The following is a 22427-nucleotide window of genomic DNA, read 5'->3' on the forward strand; positions in this document are numbered from 1 at the left end:
TCCCACGTCAGGGACGTGCGGGCTCCCGGTTGTCCGGCTCGCCGCTGCCGAGCCGGCTGGCCAGGAGGCGACGGAAGGACTCGACGCGGGCGGCGCGGGCCGCGCGGGTCACGTCGTCGGGGGAGGCATCGACCCACTCGTCGAGCGCGCAGTCGGGGGCGTCGTCCGCGTGCGTGCAGCCGCGGGGGCACTCCTCGGCGACTTCCGCCAGGTCCGCGAACGCGCCCAGCAGGTGCTGCGGGTCCACGTGCGCCAGCCCGAACGAGCGCACGCCGGGGGTGTCGATGACCCACGTGGGCTTCGACGTCCCCGGCACGCGCAGCGCCACCGCCGAGCTCGACGTGTGCCGCCCGCGGCCGGTCACGTCGTTGACCACCCCGACGGCCCGGTACGTGCCCGGGACCAGGGCGTTCACCAGCGTGGACTTGCCGACGCCGGAGTGCCCGACGAGCACGGAGGTCTTGCCCTCCAGGGCCGCGCGCACGTCGTCGAGCCCGTGGATGATCCGGCCGCCCACGGACTTCTCCGCGCTGGTGACCACCACCTCCACACCGATCGGGGCGTACATGCCGACCAGTTCCGCCGGGTCCGCCAGGTCCGCCTTGGTCAGCGCCAGCAGGGCGTCCATGCGGGCGTCGTAGGCCGCGGCGACGCAGCGGTCGATCATCCGCGTGCGCGGCTCGGGGTCCGCCAGCGCCGTGACGATCACTAGCTGGTCGGCGTTGGCGACGATGATCCGCTCGATGGGGTCGGTGTCGTCGGCGGTCCTCCGCAGGACCGTCCGGCGCTCGCTGATCCGCACGATCCGGGACAGCGAGCCGTCGTCGCCGGACGTGTCGCCGACGATGTCCACCCGGTCGCCGGGCACCACGCGGTCGCGGCCCAGCTCCCGGGCCTTCATCGCGATCGCGACGCGCTCGTCGGGACCGTCGGGGTCCACCAGGATCGCGTAGCGACCGCGGTCCACGGCGGTGACCAGCGCCACCTCGGCGTCGGCGTGCTCGGGGCGCTGCTTGGTCCGGGGGCGCGAGCCGCGACCGGGACGGATGCGGACGTCCCGCTCGTCGTAGCGCCGGGTCCCCATCAGGCGAGCACAGCCGATCCGGCCAGCATCCCGGCCCACAGCCCGACGAAGTCGGGGAGCGTCTTGGCGGTCGTCGCGACGTCCTCGACCTGCACGCCCGGCACCCGGAGCCCGATGAGGGCGCCCGCGGTGGCCATCCGGTGGTCCTCGTACGTGTGCCAGGTGGTGCCGGTCAGCGGTCGCGGCGTGATGACCAGGCCGTCCGACGTCTGCTCCGCCTGCCCGCCCAGCCGCGTGATCTCGGCGGCCAGCGCCGCCAGCCGGTCGGTCTCGTGGCCGCGCAGGTGCGCGATGCCGCGCAGCCGCGTGGGGGAGTCCGCCAGGGCGGCGAGGGCCGCGATCGTCGGGGCGATCTCGCCCGCCGCGTGCAGGTCCAGGTCCACCCCGCGGACCGCGCCCGTGCCGGTCACGCTCAGCACGTCGCCGTCCAGCCGCGTGGTCGCGCCCATCCGCTCCAGGATGCCGGGCAGCAGGCCGCCGGGCTGCGTCGTGGCGGCGGGCCAGCCGGGGACGCGCACGGTGCCGCCGGTCACCAGCGCCGCGCACAGGAATGGGGCCGCGTTGGACAGGTCGGGTTCCACGCGCACGTCGCGGCCGGCGATCGGGCCGGGGGACACCTGCCAGATGGCGGGGCGCGAGTCGTCGACCACCACGCCCGCCTCGCGCAGCAGGGCGACGGTCATCTCGATGTGCGGCAGGCTCGGCAGCGTCCGCCCGGTGTGCCGCAGGGTCAGCCCGCGCTCGAGCCGCGCGGCCGCCAGCAGCAGCCCGGAGACGAACTGGCTCGACGCGGACGCGTCCACGTCTACCTGGCCGCCGAGCAGGGACCCACGGCCGTGCACCGTGAACGGCAGGTGTCCGGGCTCGCCGTGCTCCTCGACCCGCACGCCCAGCGTCCGCAGCGCCGTGAGCACCGGGCCCATCGGGCGCGCGAGGGCGGAGTCGTCCCCGTCGAACCGGACCGGGCCGTCGGCGAGCGCCGCGACGGCCGGCAGGAAGCGCATGACGGTGCCGGCCAGGCCGCACTGGACGGTGGTCGAGCCGCGCACGGGTCCGGGCGTCACCACCCAGTCGCTGCCGTCCTCGTCGATCCGGGCACCCAGGCGGGTCAGGGCCGCGGCCATCAGGCGCGTGTCGCGCGAGCGCAGAGCACCGCGCAGGCGGCCGGGGGAGTCGGCGAGCGCGGCGAGGACGAGGTACCGGTTGGTCAGCGACTTCGAGCCGGGCACCTCGACGAGCGCGTCCAGCGGGGCGTCGGCGAGCGGTGCGGTCCACAGGTCCATGGCACCCAGGTTATCGGGGGTGCCGAGGAGCACCGTGAGCGTCTCAGGCTCCTCAGTCGGAGGCCTTCGCCGCCGCGTGCTCGCTGCGGGCCTTCTGCACGCGCCAGCCGATCCCGGGCCTGCCCTCGAGGTCCACGCCGGCGATCAGGGCGCCTCCGGTGAACGCGAGCGCCCGCACGAGCTTGTCGCGCCGCTCGCGCCGCAGCCGGGGGTCCTCGCCCTTGACCCGCTTGGTGGGCAGGTTCAGCAGGACGAGCGGCGCCGTGAGGGCCGCGAGCGCGAGCGCAGCCGTGCGCGGGGCCTTGCCCAGGGCGAGCAGCACGCCCGCTCCGGCGAGCGCGGCTCCGTGCGCCTGGACGATCGTGGTCAGCTGCCGGTCACTGAGCTCGCGGCCGATGGCCTCGCCGGCCGGTCCCTGCCGGACGGTGTCGGGCAGGCGGGAGCGCAGCGTGGTCAGTGCGCCGCGGGCGTCGGCGGCGTGCGCGGCGGGATGCCGGACGACGTCGAGACCCTCGGTGACGAACCACGAGGCGAACAGGGGACGCGCGAGACGGCGCAGCAGCACGGCAGCTCCTCCTACAGGGCGCCGCCGGCGGCGGACGGCGCGTCGGCGGACTCGCCACCGTCGCCGATCTGCTCGCGGGCGACATAGTTCTCGAGGTCGAACAGGTTGTCGCCGGCTCGCGTGGCGACGGTGAGCAGGGTGGTCGCGGAGGCGACCTCCTCCACCTGCTCCTTGAGGAACCAGAGCAGGAACTGCTCGCCCAGGGCGTCGCCCTCGGCGCGCGCGGCCGCGAAGATCGCCTCGATCTGGGACGTGACCTGCTTCTCCTGCTGGAGCGCCAGGCCGATGGGCTCGGTGACCTGGGTGAAGTCGTTGCGCACGGGGCTGCCGGACGGGATCGCCACCGGGAGGTCCCGGTCCAGCAGGTACTGCACGATCATCAGCGCGTGATTGCGCTCCTCGATCGCCTGCCGGTAGTAGTGCCGCGCGAGCTGGGGGAGGTCCTGCCCGTCGAACCACACCGCGATCGCCACGTACTGCTGGTGGGCGTCGAACTCGTGGCCGATCTGCTCGCGGAGCAGGCGCAGGAACGTGGAACCGTCGGTGCTGCTGGTCATGTCGTCAACCTAGTGCCGTCCCCCGAGGTTGGCGACGGAGGGAATGGCTCGCGCGCTCGTGCCGTTGTGCTGGCCATGAGCTTCGCTACCGAGACGCGACCTGCGCCGGTCCCTGTGACCGGGTGGGCGATCGGATTCCCCGTAGACACCCTTCCGTCCCAGCGGCCCGCACAGATGCAGGCGTCCGGGGTGGATCTCGGGGTGGATGTGGCGTGGCCCACGCCGGTCGGTGGTCCTCAGGGTCCGGGGCTAGGCTCGTCGGCGATGAGCGAGGACACGAACCGCGCGCCCGAGTCCGAGGGCGACGCTGCGCGGACCGAGAGGTTCGAGGCCGAGGCGCTGGTCTACCTGGACCAGCTGTACGGCGCTGCCCTGCGGATGACGCGCAACCCGGCCGACGCCGAGGACCTGGTGCAGGAGACGTTCGCCAAGGCGTTCGCCGCGTTCCACCAGTACCGCCCGGGCACCAACCTCAAGGCGTGGCTGTACCGCATCCTCACCAACACGTACATCAACTCGTACCGCAAGAAGCAGCGCGAGCCGCAGCAGTCCCGCTCCGAGGAGATCGAGGACTGGCAGCTGGCCCGCGCCGAGTCGCACACGTCGAGGGGTCTGCGGTCTGCCGAGGCCGAGGCGCTCGACCACCTCCCGGACTCCGACGTCAAGGACGCGCTCCAGCGCCTGCCGGAGGAGTTCCGGATCGCGGTGTACCTCGCGGACGTCGAGGGCTTCGCGTACAAGGAGATCGCCGAGATCATGGGGACGCCGATCGGGACGGTGATGTCCCGGTTGCACCGAGGCCGCGCACAGCTGCGCGACCTGCTGTCGGACTACGCCCGCGGGCGCGGTCTGGTCGCGGTGGCCCCCGTCGCGCCGGAGGGCGAACGATGAACGACTGGAAAGACGCACCGGACCTGTCGACTGTGTCGTCGTCCAACTGCGGCAACAACTGCGCCGATGCCCTCGACCGGCTCTGGGAGTACCTCGACGCCGAGCTGGGTGCGCCCGACGCGGAGACCGTCCGGTCGCACCTCGCCGAGTGCGAGGGCTGCCTCGAGGAGTACGACGTCGACGTCGTGGTGAAGACCATCGTGAAGCGGGGCTGCCAGGAGGCGGCGCCGGAGCACCTGCGCCTGAAGATCCACGAGCAGCTTACCGTCATGCGGGTCACGCTCGACTGAGCGCCCACAGACGGACGAAGGCCCGGCGCAGCGATGCTGCCCGGGCCTTCTGACTACCTGTCTGCCAACGCTCAGGCGTTGGGACGGTTGCCGTGGTTCGCTGCACTGCCCTTGCGGGAGCGGCGCTTGCGGCCTCGCTTGCTCATGGGATCTTCCTTCGTCGACGAACGGGTGGTCGGCGCCCGTGCTGCACGCCGGACTCGCTCCATCGTCCCACATCTCACGTGCCCTCAAGTGCGCGGCCCTCGCGTCCGATATCCAGAGCGTGAGCCATCCGACACAGTCCGTGATCCCGTTCCTGCACGCCCTCGCGAGCACGGGCGGATCCGACCTGCACTGCAAGGTCGGATCAGCACCCCGCGTGCGCGTCGACGGGCGGCTGCGCAAGCTCCAGGTCCCCGACCTCAAGCCCGCGGACACCGAGCGCATGCTCGAAGAGGTCCTGCCCGACGACCTGGTCGACGCGTTCCGGGAGCACAAGGAGGCGGACTTCGCCTACTCGGTGTCCGGCGTCGGCCGGTTCCGCGTCAACGCCTACCAGGCGCGCGGCACGTACGGCCTGGTGTTCCGCCGGGTGGCGGTCGGTGCGCAGGCGCTGGCCGAGCTGTCGCTGCCCGAGGTCGTCGGCGAGCTGGCGCTGGAGCCCCGCGGGCTCGTGCTGGTGACCGGCCCGACCGGCTCCGGCAAGACGACCACGCTGGCGTCGATGGTCGACCTCATCAACACGCTGCGCGAGGTCAACATCGTCACCATCGAGGACCCGATCGAGATCCTGCACCAGGACAAGAAGTCGATCGTGTCCCAGCGCGAGGTCCGTCAGGACACGGCCGACTTCACGGTGGCGCTGCGCGCCGCGATGCGCCAGGACCCGGACGTGATCCTGGTCGGCGAGATGCGTGACGTCGAGACCGTCCGCGCGGCCCTGTCCGCGGCCGAGACCGGTCACCTGGTCCTGTCCACGCTGCACACCATCGACGCGGCCGAGACGATCAACCGCATCATCGACTTCTTCCCGCCGCACGAGCAGAAGCAGGTCCGCATCGCGCTGGCCCAGGCGCTGCGCGGCATCGTGTCGCAGCGGCTGGTGCGGCTGGCCAACGGCACGGGCCGTCGCCCGGCCATCGAGGTCATGGTCAACACGGGCCGGACGCGCGACGCGATCCTGGAGCCGGAGGACGCCCCGCCCCTGATCGACCTGATCCGCGAGGGCGACTTCTACAAGATGCAGACGTTCGACCAGCACCTGTTCCAGCTGGTCCGCGACGACATCATCACCTACGACGAGGCGCTCTCCGCGTCGACCAGCCCGCACGACCTCACGGTCGAGCTGCGGCAGGCCGGCCTCGTGTCCTGATCGCACCCCCGAAGAGCCCGTGACCGTCCGCGGTCACGGGCTCTTTCGCGTCAGCAGACGCGATATGACGTGAGTTCTTGCGCGCGACCCGAACGCGATATAACGTGTCTCTGACACGAGATATATCGCGAATGGAGAACGGATCATGGCAAGCGAGTCCTGGGTCGTCGCCGGCCCGCAGATCATCGAGATCGAGGCGGTCTCCGACCTCCGGGTGCAGCTGGTGGGCGGCCGCGTGGACGTCGTCGCGCACGACGGACCGGGAGCCCGGATCGAGGTGCACGACGTCGACGGGCGGCCCCTGGAGGTCAGCCTGTCCGACGGCGAGCTCCGCGTCGGGTACCAGTTCACCCTGGGCGGCTGGGACGGGTTCCTGGAGAAGTTCCGGAACTTCCGCGGGAAGGACCGCGCGGACGTGCACATCGCGATCCCGCGCGGCATCCGCGCCAAGGTGGGCACGGTGAGCGCCGACGGCCTGCTGGCCGGCGTGACGGAGGACGCCTCGGTGTCCACCGTCTCGGGCACGCTCATCACCGACGGCACCGTGGGCCGCCTCGGCGCCAACACCGTCTCGGGCGAGATCGTGATCCGCGACCACCGCGGCGACCTCAAGCTCAACTCGGTCTCGGGCGAGCTCGCGGCCTCGGGGGAGCTGAGCCTGGTCCAGGCCAACTCGGTGTCCGGCTCGCTCACCCTCGACGTGACGTCCGGGACGTCCAGCGTGACGGCGACGACGGTCTCGGGGGACGTCACCGTCCGGCTGCCCGCAGGCAAGGGCGTCCAGGTGAAGGGGCAGTCCGTCTCCGGGCGGCTCGTCGTGGACGGCGAGGAGTACAAGGGCACGTCTCCCGGTCACCGCAAGGTCGACCTGCGCACCGGCGACGGCGCGTGCTTCGTCTCGTCCAGCACGGTGTCGGGGCACCTGACCGTGCTGCGCGGCGCAGGGACCGGGGTCGCGTGATGATGGCCCCCGTCTTCGCGCACGGACAGCTGCGCCTCTACCTGCTGTCGCTCCTGGAGAGCGGCCCCAAGCACGGGTACGAGCTCATCACGGCCCTGTCGGACCGCTTCGGCGGGACCTACCGGCCCAGCCCGGGCACGGTCTACCCGCGCCTCGCCCGCCTCGAGGAGGAGGGCCTGGTGCAGCGGGTCGACGAGGAGCGCAAGAGCACGTACGCGCTCACCGAGGCCGGCTACGCCGAGCTGAACGCCCGGCGGGCGGAGCTGGGCCACCTCGAGGAGGGGATCGCCGAGTCCGTCCGGGAGCGGGCCGCGCAGGTCCGCGAGGACGTGCGGGGATCGATGCGTGGACTGCGCGCCGATCTCGCGGCGGCCGCCCAGCAGGCCCGTGCGGACGCGGTGCCGCACCCGGCGGGCGCGCCCGACGAGCCACGGGTCGCGTCGCACGTGCGGACCAAGGACGCCGAGGCGATGATCCAGCGGTTCCGCGACGAGATCCGCGCGGACCTGCGGCGGGCCGACGCGCGCGGGAGCGTCGAGCAGCTCACGCTCGACACCCTGCGGACCGTGCTGGACTCGGCGCTGACCGCGGTGCGCGGAACGCTGCGATGACGCTCGGGGTGCGGTGGCTGTCAGGCGCCGTCGTCGGGCAGGCCGAGCCAGGCGTGCCAGCCGGTGTGCAGGACCAGCCAGGCCATCAGGCCGTAGCCGGCCTGCCCCGGTAGGACCCCGTCGCCCGCGGCGAGGTCGCCCAGCCACTGGTCGTGGGCGGCCAGGGGGGTGTAGGTGTCGACGAAGGGCACCCGACGCCGGGTTGCCACGTCTGCGTACGCGGCTGAGAGGTCCGCCAGCTTGTCCGCGTCGGCCGTGCCGCCCGGCGGGGGGCCGACGACGAACGTCGGGATCCTGCGCTGGTCGGCCACGTCGAGGATGTTCGCGAGGTTGAGCCGGCTGCGTGCCAGCGAGAGGCCCGCGGCGACGTCGGCGCGGCCGAGGGCGACGACGAGGCGGTTGTCGGCCTCGGGGGACAGGCGACGAGTGACCTCCTCGTCCCATCGGGCGCCGAGGGCGGTGCTCGTCTCGCCCGGGACCGCGAGGGTCAGCACGGTGAGCGGGGTGGGGGTCGGCGTCCTGGCGGTCACGCGCCCGACCCAGCCGAGCCCCTTGGGGTCACCAGCGCCGGCCACGAGCTCGTCGCCGACCACCGCCAGCCTCAGCGGCAGCTCGCCCACACGCCTCACCTCTCGCCGTCCGACCCGTCGTGCGACGGCCGTCGCCGCACAGTCTCTCAGGGTGGGGCGGCGGTCGCCGGTTCATCGGCGGGCCTGTCGCGGGGTGGGCGCGGGTGGGTCAGGCGCTGCGGTACGGGTGGCTCGGCAGGTCGGACGCCATGTCCGACCAGTCGGCGTGCGAGACGGGGGGTCGGCTGCTGCCCAGGCCGTCGCGGCGCACCGTGACGACCAGACGGGCGACCAGCCAGGCTGCCGCGAGGAGCGTGAGGACGATCCATAGGGTGGTCATGGCAGAAAGTCTCCGCCCGGCCAGAACGCGCCACGAGTGGCAGAACCGACGCTGACCGTTGACATTCCGCCACGTCGTGCCGATGCTGGCCCCATGCTCCGATCCGTCGCCGCCATCGCCCTGCCGAACGTCGCCCCCTTCGAGCTCGGGGTGGCCTGCGAGGTCTTCGGCATCGACCGCCGCGACACCGGGGGCCCGGCATTCGACTTCACCATCTGCGGGATCGAGCCCGGCGTCGTGCCGACGAAGGGCGCGGGCTACTCCATCGTCGTCGAGCACGGGCTCGAGGCCACCCAGGACGTCGACCTGGTGATCGTGCCGGCGTACGGGGAAGCCGACGAGGTGCCGGAGGTGGTGCTCGACGCCCTGCGGGCCGCCCACGCGCGCGGCGCCTGGGTGCTCAGCATCTGCAGCGGGTCGTTCGCCCTCGGCTACGCCGGCCTGCTGGACGGCCGGCAGTGCACGACGCACTGGATGTACACCGACGAGATGAGCCGGAGGTTCCCGGAGGCCCGGCTCAACCCCGCCGTCCTCTACGTCGACGACGAGCACGTCATCACCAGCGCCGGCACCGCGGCCGGCATCGACGCGTGCCTGCACCTGGTCCGTCGTGAGCTGGGGGCCGCTGCCGCGTCGGCCATCGCCCGGCGGATGGTCGTCCCGCCGCACCGCGACGGCGGCCAGGCCCAGTACGTCGACACCCCGCTGCCCTGCGACGCCGACACCTTGGCCCCGCTGCTCGCGTGGATGGTGGAGAACCTCGAGGAAGAGCTGAGCGTGCCGGACCTCGCGGCCCGCGCCTTCGTCTCCGAGCGGACGTTCGCCCGCCGCTTCCGCGCCGAGACGGGCACCACGCCGGCCGCGTGGGTCACCCGGCAGCGGGTGGTCCGGGCGCAGGAGATGCTCGAGCGGTCCGATGCGGGCATCGAGGAGATCGCCCGGCTGTGCGGGTTCGGCACAGCCGCGGTGCTCCGCCACCACTTCGCCCGGACGCTGGGCACCAGCCCGCAGGCCTACCGCCGCACGTTCGCGCCCACCCCGGTCTCCTGACGCCCGGCACCAGCCCGCAGGCCTGCTGCACGGTCGCGCCCACCTTGGTCTCCTGACGCGACGAGAGCCGCACCCCGTGGGGAGTGCGGCTCTCGGTCGACCAGACCTCAGCGCCCGAAGGCGGTCTCGACGAGGGTGGCCTGCTGCGCCTGGTGCTTCTTGGCGGACCCGGCGGCCGGCGACGCCGACTCCTTGCGGGACACGACCCGGAGGGTGCGTCCGAGCAGCTGCGGCAGGTGCATGGACAGGAACGTCCACGGGCCCTGGTTGCGCGGCTCGTCCTGCACCCACACCAGCTCGGCCCCGTCGAACGGCGCGACCGCCGCACGGACCGACTCGGAGTCGAGCGGGTAGAGCTGCTCCAGCCGGACGATCGCCGTCTGCTCGTCGCCCGTCTTCACGCGGTGCGCCAGCAGGTCCCAGTAGACCTTGCCCGAGCAGAGCAGCACGCGGGTGACCTGGTCGGCCTTCGCGGACGCGAGCTCGTCGCCGATGACCGTGCGGAACGTGCCCGAGGTGAAGTCCTGCACGTCGGACGATGCCGACTTCAGGCGCAGCATCGACTTCGGCGTGAACACCACGAGCGGGCGACGCGGCCGGGCATACGCCTGACGACGCAGCAGGTGGAAGTGCGACGCCGGGGTGGACGGCTGCGCGATCGTCATGTTGTCCTCGGCCGCGAGCTGGAGGAATCGCTCGATGCGCGCCGACGAGTGGTCCGGACCCTGGCCCTCGTACCCGTGCGGCAGGAGCAGGACCACCGAGGACCGCTGCGCCCACTTCTGCTCGGCCGACGAGATGAACTCGTCGATGATCGTCTGGGCCCCGTTGACGAAGTCGCCGAACTGCGCCTCCCAGAGCACCAGCGCGTCGGGACGCTCGACCGAGTAGCCGTACTCGAACCCGAGCGCGGCGTACTCCGAGAGCGAGGAGTCGTAGACCCAGAACTTCGCCTGGTCCGCCGACAGGTAGAGCAGCGGCGTCCACTCGGCACCGGTCTCGCGGTCGTGCATGACCGCGTGCCGCTGCACGAAGGTGCCGCGGCGCGAGTCCTGCCCGGCGAGCCGGACGGGGGTGCCCTCGACCAGCAGCGAGCCGAACGCCAGCAGCTCGCCGTAGCCCCAGTCGATGCCGCCCTCGCGGGTCATCGCCTCGCGCTTGGCCAGCAGCTGCGCCAGCTTCGGGTGCACGGTGAAGCCCTCCGGCGGGCGCACGTGCGCGCGGCCGATGCGCTCCAGGGTGCCGGCGTCGACGGCCGTCTTCCAGCCGACCATGACGCCCGCGTCCTCGAGCTGCGACTCCGGTCGCTCCAGGCCCTTGACGGCCTCGGCCTCCGGCGGAGCAGGGGTGTACCCGTCCTCGCGCGTCTCGGTGAACACCCGCTCCAGCTGCGACTGGTAGTCCTGCAGCGCCTGCTCGGCGTCGGCGATCGTGAGGTCCCCGCGGGCGACCAGCGTCTCCGTGTAGAGCTTGCGGACCGAGCGCTTGGCCTCGATGAGGTTGTACATCAGCGGCTGCGTCATCGAGGGGTCGTCGCCCTCGTTGTGGCCGCGGCGGCGGTAGCAGACCATGTCGATGATGACGTCGCGGTCGAACTGCTCGCGGTACTCGAACGCCAGCTCGGCCACCCGCACGCACGCCTCGGGGTCGTCCCCGTTCACGTGGAAGATCGGCACCTGGAGGCCCTTGGCCACGTCGGTCGCGTACTGCGACGAGCGCGACGACGACGGCCCGGTGGTGAAGCCGACCTGGTTGTTGATGATCACGTGGATGGTGCCGCCGGTGCGGTACCCGCGCAGCTGGGCGAGGTTGAGCGTCTCGAACACGACGCCCTGCCCCGCGAACGCCGCGTCACCGTGGATGAGGATCGGGAGCACGGAGAAGCCGTCGCCACCGAGGTCGATGCGGTCCTGCTTGGCGCGGACGATGCCCTCGAGGACCGGGTCGACCGCCTCGAGGTGCGAGGGGTTGGCGGCCAGGTACACCGCAGTCGTCGCGCCGGACTCGGCGGTGAACGTGCCCTCGGTGCCCAGGTGGTACTTCACGTCGCCGGAGCCCTGGACCGACTTGGGGTCCTGGTTGCCCTCGAACTCGCGGAAGATCTGCGCGTAGGACTTCCCGGCGATGTTGGCCAGGATGTTCAGCCGGCCGCGGTGGGCCATGCCGATGCCGACCTCGTCGAGACCGTTGTTGGCGGCCCGGGACAGGATCGCGTCGAGCAGGGCGATGACCGACTCGCCGCCCTCGAGCGAGAACCGCTTCTGGCCGACGTACTTGGTCTGGAGGAACGTCTCGAAGGCCTCGGCCGCGTTCAGGCGACGCAGGATGCGCAGCTGGTCCTCGCGGGGCGTGCGGGCGTAGCCGGACTCCAGGCGCTCCTGGAGCCACTTGCGCTGGCGCGGGTCCTGGAGGTGCATGTACTCGCTGCCCACGGTGCGGCAGTACGAGTCGCGCAGCAGGCCGAGGACCTCGCGCAGCTTGGCGCGGGGCTTGCCGGTGAAGCCACCCGTGGGGAACACGCGGTCCAGGTCCCAGAGCGTGAGGCCGTGCGTCTGCACGTCCAGGTCGGGGTGCTTGCGCTGGCGGTAGGCCAGGGGGTCGGTGTCGGCCATGAGGTGGCCGCGGGACCGGTAGGAGTGGATGAGCTCCGCGATGCGGGCGGGCTTGATGGCCTCGGCGTCGGGGTCGGCGGCCTCCCGCACCCAGCGGACGGGCTCGTAGGGCACACGCAGCGACGCGAAGACGCGGTCGTAGAAACCGTCCTCGCCGAGCAGCTTGCGGCCGATGATCCGCAGGAAGTCGCCGGACTGCGCGCCCTGGATGATCCGGTGGTCGTAGGTCGAGGTGAGCGTGAGGACCTTGGAGACGCCCATCTTGTTCAGCGCGTCCTCGGACGTGCCCGCGAACTCCGCGGGGTAGTCCATGGCGCCGACGCCGATGATCGTGCCCTGGCCCTGCATCAGGCGCGGGACCGAGTGGACCGTGCCGATGGTGCCGGGGTTGGTCAGCGAGATGGTGGTCCCCGCGAAGTCCTCGACCGTGAGCTTGTTGCCGCGCGCCCGGCGCACGACGTCCTCGTAGGCGGACCAGAACCCGGCGAAGTCCAGCGTGTCCGACTTCTTGATCGACGGGACCATCAGCTGGCGCGTGCCGTCGGGCTTGGCCAGGTCGATCGCGATGCCGACGTTGACGTGCGCGGGCGTCAGGACGCTCGGCTTGTCGTCGTGCACGGTGTACGAGGTGTTCATCGCCGGCATCTCCGCCAGCGCCTCGACCAGCGCGAAGCCGATGAGGTGCGTGAACGAGATCTTGCCGCCGCGACCACGGGCGAGGTGGTTGTTGATGACGATGCGGTTGTCGACCATGAGCTTGGCCGGGATGGCGCGCACCGAGGTGGCCGTCGGGACCTCGAGGGAGGCCTCCATGTTGGTCACCACGCGCGCGGCGGGACCGCGCAGCTTCTGGATGTCGTCGGCGGCCTCGGCCTCGTCGGCGGCTGAGCTGCGCTGCGCTACCTGGGCGTAGGGGGCGGTCGCCGGCTGCGCGGTGGCGATGGGCGACGTCACCGCGGGCGGCTCGACGAACGTGGCCGGCTGCGCGGGGGCAGCGGGAGGCGCGACGGGTGCGGGGGCCGGGGCGGCCTGGACCGGCGTCGGCTTCGTCGCCGGGCTGCCGTTCACGGCTGCGGGAGCGGCAGCCGAGCCGTTGGCGGAGGCGTCCTCGGGCTTGTAGCCCTCGAAGAAGTCCCACCACGCCGGGTCGACCGAGTTCTTGTCCCGCTGGTACTGCTCGAACAGCTCGTCCACGAGCCACTCGTTGGCGCCGAAAACGGCGCGCGTCGAGTCAGGATCCGCCATCTGGGTCACGCTGGGATCGCCCACTTCCGCTGCGGTCCGTGACCGCGCCTTTGCTGGTTGGGTTGCGACATCTGTTGATGACAACACTACGGCCTGAGCGCCTCCCGCCCCGCCTCAGGACGGCTGTTCGGGGCGGATCCGCAGGCGTCTTCACCTGGTCAGCACACGCGGGTCAACACGGGGCAACGTGCCCGTTCGGGGCGCCTCAAGGCGGGGTTGTCGGCACCCCTGCGAGGTCATGCTTGTGCACACCCGCTCAGGGCGGGCGCGCGCGGTCACGTGATGTCGCGGCGGAACGTGGTCAGGCGCCCGATGAGGGCCAGCCCGAGGCCGTACGCGAGGAGCACGAGGGCGCCCTGCCACCACTCCAGGAGCGTGCCGACGCCGGTCTCGGAGTAGAAGCTCCCGCCGGAGATCGCCTCTCCGGCCGCGCCCGGCAGGTACGCCGAGACACCCGCCCCCCAGCTGGTCAGACCGAGCACGAAACGCAGCACCGGCTCGACGAACTGCGTGAAGGCCAGCACGACGACGATCACGGCCACCTGGTTGGTGAGCACCGAGCCGAACCCGACGCCGACGACCGCCCACAGGGCCAGCGCCAGCACCGACAGCCCGATCGTCCGCCAGGTCGAGGCCTGGTCGAGGAACGTGGGCTTGTCGAGCAGCGTCAGCACGGCAGCTCCGGCGCCGACCGAGGCGAGCGTGCCGACGAGCCCGTAGACGAGGCCGAGGATGCCCGCGGAGATCACCTTGGCGGACACCAGGACCGTCCGGCGCGGCTCCGCGAGCAGGGTGGGCGTGATCGTCTGGTGCCGGAACTCGGACGCGACGGCCAGCGCGCCCACGACCAGCGGGAAGACGTAGCCGAACGTCACGGCGATCGTGTAGACCGCCCGGACGACGGCGTCGGGCGCCAGGACCACCTCCTCGCCACCCGTGCCGCTGGACATGTTCCCGCCCTGCGAGATGGCCCAGCCGAGCCCGGCGGCCAGGAACGCCATGTAGACCCCCATGGCCAGCAGGAGGATCCACCACAGGCGCGTGGTGACGAGCTTGCGGTACTCGGTGACCAGTGCGGCGCGCATCAGGCCACCGCCGACTCGACGGCGCCGACGAGCTGGAGGAACAGCCCTTCGAGCCCCGGGTCCCGGCTGCTGAGCTCGTGCAGCTCCAGGCCGGCGGCGAACGCGGCGGCGCCGACCGTCGCGGCGTCGACGTCCCACAGGTCCGCCACCCGGGGGTCGCCCGCGTCGGTGCGCGTCCACGCGGACCGGTCCACGAGGGCGGTGAGTCCCGCCGCGTCGGGGGAGACCGCGCGCACCTGGACGCGCGCCATGCCGGCGAGCTCGGCCAGGGACGAGGCGTGCGCGAGCCGGCCGCGGGCGATGATCACCACGTCGTCCACGGTCTGCTCGACCTCGGAGAGCACGTGGCTGGACACCAGGATCGTGCGGCCCTCGGCGGCCAGCGCGCGGAGGAACCCGCGCAGCCAGCGGATCCCCTCCGGGTCGAGGCCGTTGGCCGGCTCGTCGAGCAGGAGCACCCGCGGGTCGCCCAGCAGGGTGGTCGCCAGGGCGAGCCGCTGCCGCATGCCGAGCGAGAACCCGCCGACCCGGCGGTGCGCGGCCTCCGACAGGCCGACGAGCTCGAGGACCTGCGACGCGCGGGCGTCGGGGACGCCGACCTGCGGGGTGTAGAGCCGCAGGTGGTCGAGCGCGGTGCGTCCCGGGTGGAAGCTCGCCGCCTCCAGCGCGGCGCCGACCGTGCGCAGCGGCCGGCTGATCTGACCGTAGGCCTCGCCGCCGATGGTCGCGACGCCCGACGTCGGCCGGACCAGTCCCAGCAGCATCCGCAACGTGGTCGTCTTCCCCGCACCGTTCGGTCCGAGGAAGCCCGTCACGCGACCGGGTGCCACCTCGAACGAGAGGTCGTCGACCGCGCGGACGGGACCGAACGACTTGGAGAGGTGCTCGACGATGATGGTGCCGTCGCTGGTCATGGGGGCAACGCTATCCGGCGGCCCGGCCCGTCGCGGGGAGTGTGACGCGCATGGTGCAGCCCACCTCGGTGTCCGCCACCTCGATCCGGCCCCCGTGCAGCTCCACCGCCCACCGCACGATCGCGAGGCCCAGGCCGGTGCCACCCGTCGAGACCTGACCGGTGAGCGCGGGGGTGTTGCCGCGGACGAACCGCTCGAACACGTGCGGTCGCTGGTCGCGCGCGATGCCGGGGCCGTGGTCGACCACGTCGATGCGCACCTCCGTCCCCACCCGCGAGGCCTCCAGCCGCACCTCGTCGTCGTCGGGGGAGTGCCGGACCGCGTTGTGCAGGAGGTTGGCGACCACCTGGTGCAGGCGGTCGGGGTCGGCGGGCACCGTGAGGTCCGGGGGCTCGACGACGACGGGGAAGCGAAGCCGCTTGGCGGCGCCGACCAGCATCGCCCCCTCGGCGGCCTCCTCGAGGAAGTCCTGGAGCCGCACGTCGGCGACCTCCAGCGGGACGTCGCCCGCCTCCAGCCGGGACAGGTCGAGCAGGTACGTGACCAGCCGACCGAGGCGCTCCGTCTGCGCCAGCGCGGCCTGCATGGTGGCGGGGTCCGCCTCGGTCACCCCGTCGACGATGTTCTCCAGCTGTGCCTGGAGCGCGGTGACCGGGGTGCGCAGCTCGTGCGAGACGTTGGCCACCAGCTCGCGCCGGAACAGGTCGGCCTTCTCGAGGTCGTCGGCCATGGTGTTGAAGGCGTCCGCGAGCTGGCCCACCTCGTCCAGGCTCGTCGCCCGCACCCGACGGCTGTAGTCCCCGGCGGCCATCCGGCGGGCCGCGTAGGTCATCTCCCGCAACGGGGACGTCATGCCGCGAGCCAGCAGCTGCGTGACGATGAGCGACCCGATGATGGCGATCGGGAGCGTACGTGAGGGCCCCAGGTGGTTGTACAGGCCGACCCAGGTGATGAACGCCGCGGCCGTCACCGTGGCCGCCACCAGGACTCCGAGCTTGATCTTGATCGAGCTCAGGCGGTCGAGCGGCCGGACGTCCGGGATCCGCGAGCGGGCGAACTCGCCGCGGACGTGCCGGGGTGCGTTCACGCGCCCTCGGGGACCTGCGCCCCGCCGGCGTCGCCGGTGCCGTCGTTCGGCTCGAAGGCGTAGCCGACGCCGTGCACCGTGCGGATCAGGTCGGCGCCGAGCTTGCGACGCAGCGCCTTGATGTGGGAGTCGACGGTGCGGGTGCCGCTGGCGTCCACCCAGTCCCACACCTCTGCCAGCAGGCGCTCGCGGGTGAGCACGGTGCGGGGCGTCGCGGCGAGGGCGAGCAGCAGGTCGAACTCGGTGGGGGTCAGGTGCACCTCTGTCTCGCCGCGCAGCACGCGGCGCTGCGCCCGGTCGACCGTGACGTCGCCCAGCACCAGCGGCGGGTCCGGCTGCTCGGCCGAGGCCATCTCTGCGGCCCGCGTCGCGCGCTCGGTGCGCCGCAGCAGGGCCTTGGTGCGCGCCACCAGCTCCCGCATCGAGAACGGCTTGGTCATGTAGTCGTCGGCGCCGACGCCGAGCCCGATCAGCATGTCCGTCTCGTCGTCGCGGGCGGTGAGCATGAGCACCGGAACCGGCCGCTCGGCCTGGATGCGGCGGCACACCTCGAGCCCGTCGATGCCGGGGAGCATCACGTCGAGCACCACCACGTCCGGGCGCAGCCGCGACGCCGCGCTCACCCCGCTCAGCCCGTCGCCGACCGACTCGACCGTCCAGCCCTCCGCGGAGAGCCGGTGCACGATCGCCTGCGCGATCGCCGGTTCGTCCTCGACCACCAGGACCGTGGTGCCGGCTGCTCCGCCGGGCGCCGTCGTCGGCCCACCGCTCACGTTCGCCATGGCGCCAGCGTGGCACAGGCTCGCGGCGTTGACGCCCCGATGCGTGGACGTACCGGGTGGAGTCGCGCGGTCGCCCGTATGATCGAGCCCACCATGAGCAGCTCAAGTCGCTGCCGGCGTCCCGCCCGGGCCCACCAGCTCGGGGGAGACCATGCCGGCCACCTCTTCTCCTTCTCACTCCCTCCGGGGATCCCCACCAGCGCCGACCTCCGGGTCGGCGTTCGTCGTGGCTCCGGTCCTGCGGACGGCAGCGCGACGTGCTGACCGAGTGGCTCCTGGTCGGGCTGGGCGTGCTGCTCACGCTCGGCACCGCGGTGTTCGTCGCCAGCGAGTTCTCGCTGGTCACCCTCGACCCGGGCCTCGTCGAGGGTCAGGCGGCTCCGGACGACCGGCGCAGCCAGTCGGTCCTCAAGGCGCTCCGGCGCCTGTCGACCGAGCTCTCGGGCGCGCAGCTGGGCATCACGTTGACCACGATCCTGCTCGGGTACACCACGCAGCCGGCCGTCGCGCGGCTGCTGCGCCTGCCGCTCCAGGACTCGGTGCTCGGCCGGGCGGTCGGGGGTGTCGTCGCAGCGGTGCTCGCGATCGTCCTGGTGAACGGGTTCTCGATGGTCGTCGGCGAGCTCATCCCCAAGAACCTCGCGATCAGCCGCCCCCTGCCCACCGCCCGCATGGTCGCCCCGCTCCAGAGCGGTTTCACCAGCGCCCTGCGGCCGCTCATCACCGTGTTCAACGGGAGCGCCAACACCCTCCTGCGCAGCGTCGGCATCGACCCGCGCGAGGAGCTCTCCGGCGGGCGCTCCCCGCAGGAGCTCGCCGCGCTCGTGCGCCGGTCGGCGGAGGTCGGGACCCTCGACGAGTCCACCGCGACCCTGCTCACCAACTCGATCGAGTTCACGGAGCTGACGGCGGTCGACGTGATGACGGACCGGCTGCGGCTGGTCGTCGTCCGGCGTGAGGAGTCGGCGGCGGACGTCATCGACCTCGCCCGCCGCACCGGCCACTCCCGGTTCCCGGTGATCGGCGACTCCAGCGACGACATCGTCGGTCTGGTGCACCTGCGCCGGGCCATCGCGGTGCCGTACGAACGCCGGGCGGAGGTGCCCGCAGCCGCCCTCATGGTGGACGCACCGCGGGTGCCCGAGACGGTGCACCTGGGCCCCCTGCTGGTCGAGCTGCGCGAGCAGGGCCTCCAGATGGCCGTTGTCGTCGACGAGTACGGCGGCACCTCGGGCGTCGTGACGCTGGAGGACGTCGTCGAGGAGCTGGTGGGGGACGTCGCCGACGAGCACGACCGTCGACGCGCCTCGACCGCCCGGTCGGCCGACGGGTCGTGGCTGCTGCCCGGCGTGCTGCGGCCCGACGAGCTGGTGGAGGTCACCGGTCTGCACGTCCCGGGCGAGGGGCCCTACGAGACCCTCGGCGGGCTCCTGATGTTCGTGCTCGGCCGCATCCCGGCCGACGGTGACCAGATCGTGGTCGACGGGGTCCAGCTGCAGGTCGAGGCCATGGCCGGACGCCGGGTCGAGCGGGTGCGGGTGCGCGAGGCCGCGACCGGCCAGGAGGACGAGTCATGAGCTCGAGCCTCGCGCTGGTCGTCGGCGTCCTGCTGCTCGCCGCGAACGCCTTCTTCGTCGGTGCCGAGTTCGCCATCATCTCCGCGCGACGCAGCGCGATCGAGCCCCTCGCTCGCGAGGGCGACCGCCGCGCGATCACCGTGGTGTGGGCCATGGAGCACGTCTCGCTCATGCTCGCGTGCGCCCAGCTGGGCATCACCGTGTGCTCGACGAGCCTGGGTGTGGTCGCCGAGCCGGCGATCGCGCACCTGATCGAGGGCCCGCTCGACGCGCTCGGGGTCGACGAGGACCTGACGCACCCGATCGCGTTCGTCGTCGCGCTCGCCATCGTGGTGTACCTGCACGTGGTGCTCGGCGAGATGGTGCCCAAGAACCTCGCCGTCGCCGGCCCCGACCGCGCGGTCCTCATGTTCGGCCCGCCGCTCGTGTGGATCGCCCGCCTGGTGCGCCCGGTCATCACCGCCCTCAACTGGATCGCCAACCACGCGCTGCGGCTGTTCGGCGTCGAGCCCAAGGACGAGGTGGCCTCCGCCTTCACGGCGCAGGAGGTGCAGTCGATCGTCGAGCGGTCGCAGGCGGAGGGGCTCCTCGAGGACGAGCAGGGGCTGCTGGCCGGCGCGCTCGAGTTCTCCGACCGCACCGCGCACGACGTCATGATCAGGACCGAGGAGCTGGTGACCGTCGGTGAGGGCAGCACTCCCGAGGACGTCGAGAAGCTGGTCGCCCGGACCGGGTTCAGCCGGTTCCCGGTCGTCGACGACACCGGGTCGCCCACAGGGTACCTGCACCTGAAGGACGTGCTCTACGCCGACGAGCAGACGCGGAGCGCGCCCGTCCCGGCCTGGCGCGTCCGGGCGCTGGCCGTCGTCGGACCGCAGGACGAGGTCGAGGACGCGCTCGCGGCCATGCAGCGCTCGGGGTCGCACCTGGCCCGCGTCGACGAGGCCGGGGCGGCTGTCGGGGTCGTCTTCCTCGAGGACATCCTGGAGGAGCTGGTGGGCGAGGTGCGCGACGCGATGCAGCGGGGCCAGCTGTCCTGAGCGGTCGTCCGGTTGTAAGGATCGCGTGCGCACCGTCGGCGTGTCGCTCCGCGTGTCGCCCGGTTTGTCCGTTCCCTGGACTGGACGATCGTCCAGAGACTTGGAAGCGCGTTCATCAGCCGTTATGGTTTCGTGACCGCAGGACGCCGGGCTGCGCGCAGCGCGCCCGACGACGACGTCGCGGCAGATCAGAGACGTGTGAGGGACTGGAGGTGTCGTGGGGTCGCACAGCGAGCAGCCCATGACGGCACCGCCGACCCGCCGCAGCCTCCGAGAGGCGGAGCGGCGGGCCGCCTCTGAACCCACCCCGGTGACCGCCCCGCGACCTGATCCCGACGCCCCGACCGCTGCCCACCACGTACCGGCGTGGGCGCACCACGAGCCCGCTCCGACGCCCGTCACCGAGGCGTTCGCCGTGCCGGCCGGCCGCGTGCAGCACCCCGCCGGCCCGCAGGCCCGCTCGGCCTGGACCTCGTCTCCGCAGACGCGCAGCGCGTCGCCGATCTCGTCCGCCCCGCCCGCGCGCACCGCGCCGTCGACTCCCTCGCTCCAGCAGCGCACCGCAGCCGCCTTCACGCAGACGATCCCCGCGCCGCCGGTCCGCTCGGCTCCCGCGCCCGCCGTCGTCGCTGCGCCGCCGACCCCGGTCGCGACGGTCACCTGGCCGGCGCCGCCCCGCGCATGGGCCGGCAGCACGCCGGTCGCCGCGGACCCCGAGCCCGAGCCCGCACCGTCGGCCGCGCCCGCCCCGGTGGTCGCGCGGTCGGCCGCTCCTGAGCCGGTGGTCGCGCCCCGGGTCGAGGACGTCCCCGAGCTCGCCGGCGTCCCGCACGGCACGGTCGGCCGCCGCACCCGCCGTCCCACCCGCACCGCCGCCCGGCTCAGCGTCCTCGGCGTGCTGGCGGGCATCACCGTGGTGATCCCCGTCAGCCAGGGCGTCGTGACCGGCCCGGCGGCGTTCGGCTCCGACGCCTTGGCCGACTCGACCCTGCCGTCCACCGTGTCCGCGCTCGCCGGGTCGTCGCTGTCGGCCCTGCCCCCGTCGTCGCTGGTCTCCGCGGACGGTGCCCTCCAGGCCCGCGGCCTCGCCGCCGCCAGCCGCACGGAGGAGCGCTCCGCACTCCCCGGGTGCGACGGCTCCCTGCGCGCGGCCGGCCAGAACGGCCTGCTCAAGGTCGCCGACCTGTGCACGCTGTGGGACAACCACACGCAGCTGCGCGCGGACGCGGCCGTCTCGCTCGCCGAGTTCAACCAGGCCTTCGCCGCCCGGTTCGGCGGCGACCTGTGCCTCAGCTCCGGATACCGGACGCTCGCCGCGCAGCGGGCCGTCAAGGCGCAGAAGGGTGGCCTCGCGGCGGCCCCCGGCAAGAGCAACCACGGCTGGGGACTCGCCGTGGACCTCTGCCAGGACCAGACGTCCGGCGTGAAGTGGCGCTGGATCACCGAGAACGGCCCCACCTACGGGTGGGACAACCCCGACTGGGCGCAGCCGGGCGGCAGCGGCCCGTTCGAGAAGTGGCACTGGGAGTTCACCAAGGGCGTCCAGCAGGACGGCGAGTACTACGACGGCTGACGCCTGGGCGACGCCGCTCAGAGCAGCGCGAGGCCCCACGTGATCGTGTGGCTGGCGCCGGGTGCCAGGTGCACCAGGTCGTCGCCCGTGCGGAACGCGTCGGCGATGCAGGTCATCGGCTCCGCGGCGACCCCCCGCCGCGCGATGTGCACCACCGTGTCGCCCGTGCACACCTGCCAGGCCCGTGTCGCGTCGTCCGCCCAGAGCGCGACAGTGCGTCCGTCCGGGCAGCCGAGGCGGATCCAGGACAGGCCGTCCGCGTCCTGCGTGACGTCGATCCAGGCGTCGTCCAGGTCGAGGCCCTTCAGCGACTGCGGCGAGCGCAGGTCGTAGTCCCCGTCCACCCGCTCCGCCCCCGTCGGGAGCAGCCGGTCATCGATGGTGACGTGCCGCGCGGCGTTCACCTGGAGGGTGCAGTCGTCCACCTCGGCGCCGCCGGGGGACAGCCACGGGTGGAACCCGATCCCGTACGGCGCCGTCGTGGTGCCCAGGTTGGTGCCCTCGGCCCGCACGTGCAGGCCCGCGTCGGTGAGCGTGTAGGTGAGCCGCACCCGCACCGGCCACGGGTACCCGTGGGTGGGGACGACGACGTGCTCGAGCGTGACGGAGGTCGCGTCCGCGTCGGTCGTCTCGAAGGCGGTGTGGGCGACGAGGCCGTGCAGAGCCGTCTGCCGCGCGTGCTCCGTGAGGGGGACCTCGTAGGTGTGACCCTCGTAGCCGAACTCGCCGTCGCGCAGCCGGTTCGGCCACGGCGCGAGCACCGCGCCCGAGAACGCCGGGGGGATCTCCGTCTCGTCGAACGGGAGGACGACGTCCCTGCCGTCGACGGAGTACGAGCGGATGCTGGCACCGACGGCCGTGATGACCGCGCGCTGACCGTCCAGCTCGAGGACGTGCTGGCGGCCGGTGGGCAGGGGAGTGGTGAGGGTCGTGGACACGCTCACACGCTAGCGGGCC

General features: G+C 72.8%; 22 protein-coding genes. 9 read left to right on the forward strand and 13 right to left on the reverse strand.

What is annotated here, in order from left to right; translation table 11 throughout:
• Window positions 1-7: 7 nt before the first annotated feature.
• Genes rsgA through HP550_RS14210 form a run of 4 tightly spaced genes read right to left on the reverse strand, consistent with a single transcriptional unit; the run spans window position 8 to window position 3489 of the window.
• Window positions 8-1084, reverse strand: coding sequence for a ribosome small subunit-dependent GTPase A (rsgA, locus tag HP550_RS14195; protein WP_175348330.1), 1077 nt, complete (start codon window positions 1082-1084; stop codon window positions 8-10).
• Window positions 1084-2367 (reverse strand): 3-phosphoshikimate 1-carboxyvinyltransferase, encoded by a 1284-nt coding sequence (gene aroA / locus HP550_RS14200; protein ID WP_175348331.1) that lies wholly within the window; start codon window positions 2365-2367, stop codon window positions 1084-1086. The genes rsgA and aroA overlap by 1 nt, the downstream gene beginning before the upstream one ends.
• Window positions 2368-2419: 52 nt before the next feature.
• Window positions 2420-2932, reverse strand: a complete 513-nt coding sequence (locus tag HP550_RS14205) for a DoxX family protein (protein ID WP_175348332.1) — start codon at window positions 2930-2932, stop codon at window positions 2420-2422.
• Between the two features lie 11 nt (window positions 2933-2943).
• Window positions 2944-3489 (reverse strand): ferritin, encoded by a 546-nt coding sequence (locus HP550_RS14210; protein WP_175348333.1) that lies wholly within the window; start codon window positions 3487-3489, stop codon window positions 2944-2946.
• Window positions 3490-3663: 174 nt separating this feature from the next.
• Here HP550_RS14210 and HP550_RS14215 point away from each other — a divergent pair, with 174 nt between their 5' ends.
• Window positions 3664-4380: a sigma-70 family RNA polymerase sigma factor gene (locus HP550_RS14215; RefSeq protein WP_281362203.1), complete on the forward strand. Its 717-nt coding sequence runs from the start codon at window positions 3664-3666 to the stop codon at window positions 4378-4380.
• The gene (rsrA, locus tag HP550_RS14220) at window positions 4377-4670 is read left to right on the forward strand and encodes a mycothiol system anti-sigma-R factor (protein WP_175348335.1); all 294 of its coding nucleotides are present in this window, start codon (window positions 4377-4379) and stop codon (window positions 4668-4670) included. Before HP550_RS14215 ends, rsrA begins: the two co-directional genes overlap by 4 nt.
• A gap of 71 nt (window positions 4671-4741) precedes the next feature.
• Here the strand turns inward: rsrA and HP550_RS23220 are convergent, their stop codons facing one another.
• Window positions 4742-4816, reverse strand: a complete 75-nt coding sequence (locus HP550_RS23220; protein ID WP_155859599.1) for a 50S ribosomal protein bL37 — start codon at window positions 4814-4816, stop codon at window positions 4742-4744.
• 119 nt (window positions 4817-4935) lie between these two features.
• Here HP550_RS23220 and HP550_RS14225 point away from each other — a divergent pair, with 119 nt between their 5' ends.
• From HP550_RS14225 to HP550_RS14235, 3 genes are all read left to right on the forward strand, one after another.
• A complete protein-coding gene (locus tag HP550_RS14225; protein WP_175348336.1) occupies window positions 4936-6024 on the forward strand; it encodes a PilT/PilU family type 4a pilus ATPase in 1089 nt (362 codons plus the stop codon).
• A gap of 145 nt (window positions 6025-6169) precedes the next feature.
• The gene (locus HP550_RS14230) at window positions 6170-6985 is read left to right on the forward strand and encodes a DUF4097 family beta strand repeat-containing protein (RefSeq protein ID WP_175348337.1); all 816 of its coding nucleotides are present in this window, start codon (window positions 6170-6172) and stop codon (window positions 6983-6985) included.
• A 2-nt stretch (window positions 6986-6987) separates the two neighbouring features.
• Complete coding sequence (locus tag HP550_RS14235) at window positions 6988-7596, forward strand: PadR family transcriptional regulator (protein ID WP_175348469.1); 609 nt, start codon at window positions 6988-6990, stop codon at window positions 7594-7596.
• Between the two features lie 20 nt (window positions 7597-7616).
• Here HP550_RS14235 and HP550_RS14240 read toward each other — a convergent pair whose 3' ends face one another.
• A complete protein-coding gene (locus HP550_RS14240; protein WP_175348338.1) occupies window positions 7617-8216 on the reverse strand; it encodes a GDSL-type esterase/lipase family protein in 600 nt (199 codons plus the stop codon).
• A gap of 118 nt (window positions 8217-8334) precedes the next feature.
• Window positions 8335-8505 (reverse strand): hypothetical protein, encoded by a 171-nt coding sequence (locus HP550_RS14245; RefSeq protein ID WP_175348339.1) that lies wholly within the window; start codon window positions 8503-8505, stop codon window positions 8335-8337.
• A 93-nt stretch (window positions 8506-8598) separates the two neighbouring features.
• Between HP550_RS14245 and HP550_RS14250 the strand changes: the two genes are divergently transcribed.
• Complete coding sequence (locus HP550_RS14250; protein WP_175348340.1) at window positions 8599-9555, forward strand: GlxA family transcriptional regulator; 957 nt, start codon at window positions 8599-8601, stop codon at window positions 9553-9555.
• A gap of 107 nt (window positions 9556-9662) precedes the next feature.
• On the opposite strand, the gene HP550_RS14255 is transcribed toward HP550_RS14250, so the two are convergent.
• From HP550_RS14255 to HP550_RS14275, 5 genes are all read right to left on the reverse strand, one after another.
• On the reverse strand, window positions 9663-13412 hold the full coding sequence (locus tag HP550_RS14255) for a multifunctional oxoglutarate decarboxylase/oxoglutarate dehydrogenase thiamine pyrophosphate-binding subunit/dihydrolipoyllysine-residue succinyltransferase subunit (RefSeq protein WP_175348341.1): 3750 nt from the start codon (window positions 13410-13412) through the stop codon (window positions 9663-9665).
• A gap of 275 nt (window positions 13413-13687) precedes the next feature.
• On the reverse strand, window positions 13688-14497 hold the full coding sequence (locus tag HP550_RS14260; protein WP_175348342.1) for an ABC transporter permease: 810 nt from the start codon (window positions 14495-14497) through the stop codon (window positions 13688-13690).
• A complete protein-coding gene (locus HP550_RS14265; protein WP_175348343.1) occupies window positions 14497-15411 on the reverse strand; it encodes an ATP-binding cassette domain-containing protein in 915 nt (304 codons plus the stop codon). The genes HP550_RS14260 and HP550_RS14265 overlap by 1 nt, the downstream gene beginning before the upstream one ends.
• 10 nt (window positions 15412-15421) lie before the next feature.
• Entirely contained in the window at window positions 15422-16498 is a 1077-nt protein-coding gene (locus HP550_RS14270; RefSeq protein ID WP_175348344.1) for an ATP-binding protein, read from the reverse strand.
• Window positions 16495-17280 (reverse strand): response regulator transcription factor, encoded by a 786-nt coding sequence (locus tag HP550_RS14275; RefSeq protein ID WP_175348345.1) that lies wholly within the window; start codon window positions 17278-17280, stop codon window positions 16495-16497. Before HP550_RS14275 ends, HP550_RS14270 begins: the two co-directional genes overlap by 4 nt.
• A 257-nt stretch (window positions 17281-17537) precedes the next feature.
• On the opposite strand from HP550_RS14275, the gene HP550_RS14280 reads away from it, so the two are divergent.
• From HP550_RS14280 to HP550_RS14290, 3 genes are all read left to right on the forward strand, one after another.
• Window positions 17538-18857, forward strand: a complete 1320-nt coding sequence (locus HP550_RS14280) for a CNNM domain-containing protein (RefSeq protein ID WP_175348346.1) — start codon at window positions 17538-17540, stop codon at window positions 18855-18857.
• On the forward strand, window positions 18854-19897 hold the full coding sequence (locus tag HP550_RS14285; RefSeq protein WP_175348347.1) for a hemolysin family protein: 1044 nt from the start codon (window positions 18854-18856) through the stop codon (window positions 19895-19897). The genes HP550_RS14280 and HP550_RS14285 overlap by 4 nt, the downstream gene beginning before the upstream one ends.
• 241 nt (window positions 19898-20138) lie before the next feature.
• A complete protein-coding gene (locus tag HP550_RS14290) occupies window positions 20139-21470 on the forward strand; it encodes a D-alanyl-D-alanine carboxypeptidase family protein (RefSeq protein ID WP_175348348.1) in 1332 nt (443 codons plus the stop codon).
• Between the two features lie 17 nt (window positions 21471-21487).
• On the opposite strand, the gene HP550_RS14295 is transcribed toward HP550_RS14290, so the two are convergent.
• Window positions 21488-22408: an aldose epimerase family protein gene (locus tag HP550_RS14295; RefSeq protein ID WP_175348349.1), complete on the reverse strand. Its 921-nt coding sequence runs from the start codon at window positions 22406-22408 to the stop codon at window positions 21488-21490.
• Between the last annotated feature and the right edge of the window lie 19 nt (window positions 22409-22427).

Origin of the sequence: Cellulomonas humilata (assembly GCF_013359775.1) — a bacterium.
Taxonomy (GTDB): domain Bacteria; phylum Actinomycetota; class Actinomycetes; order Actinomycetales; family Cellulomonadaceae; genus Cellulomonas; species Cellulomonas humilata.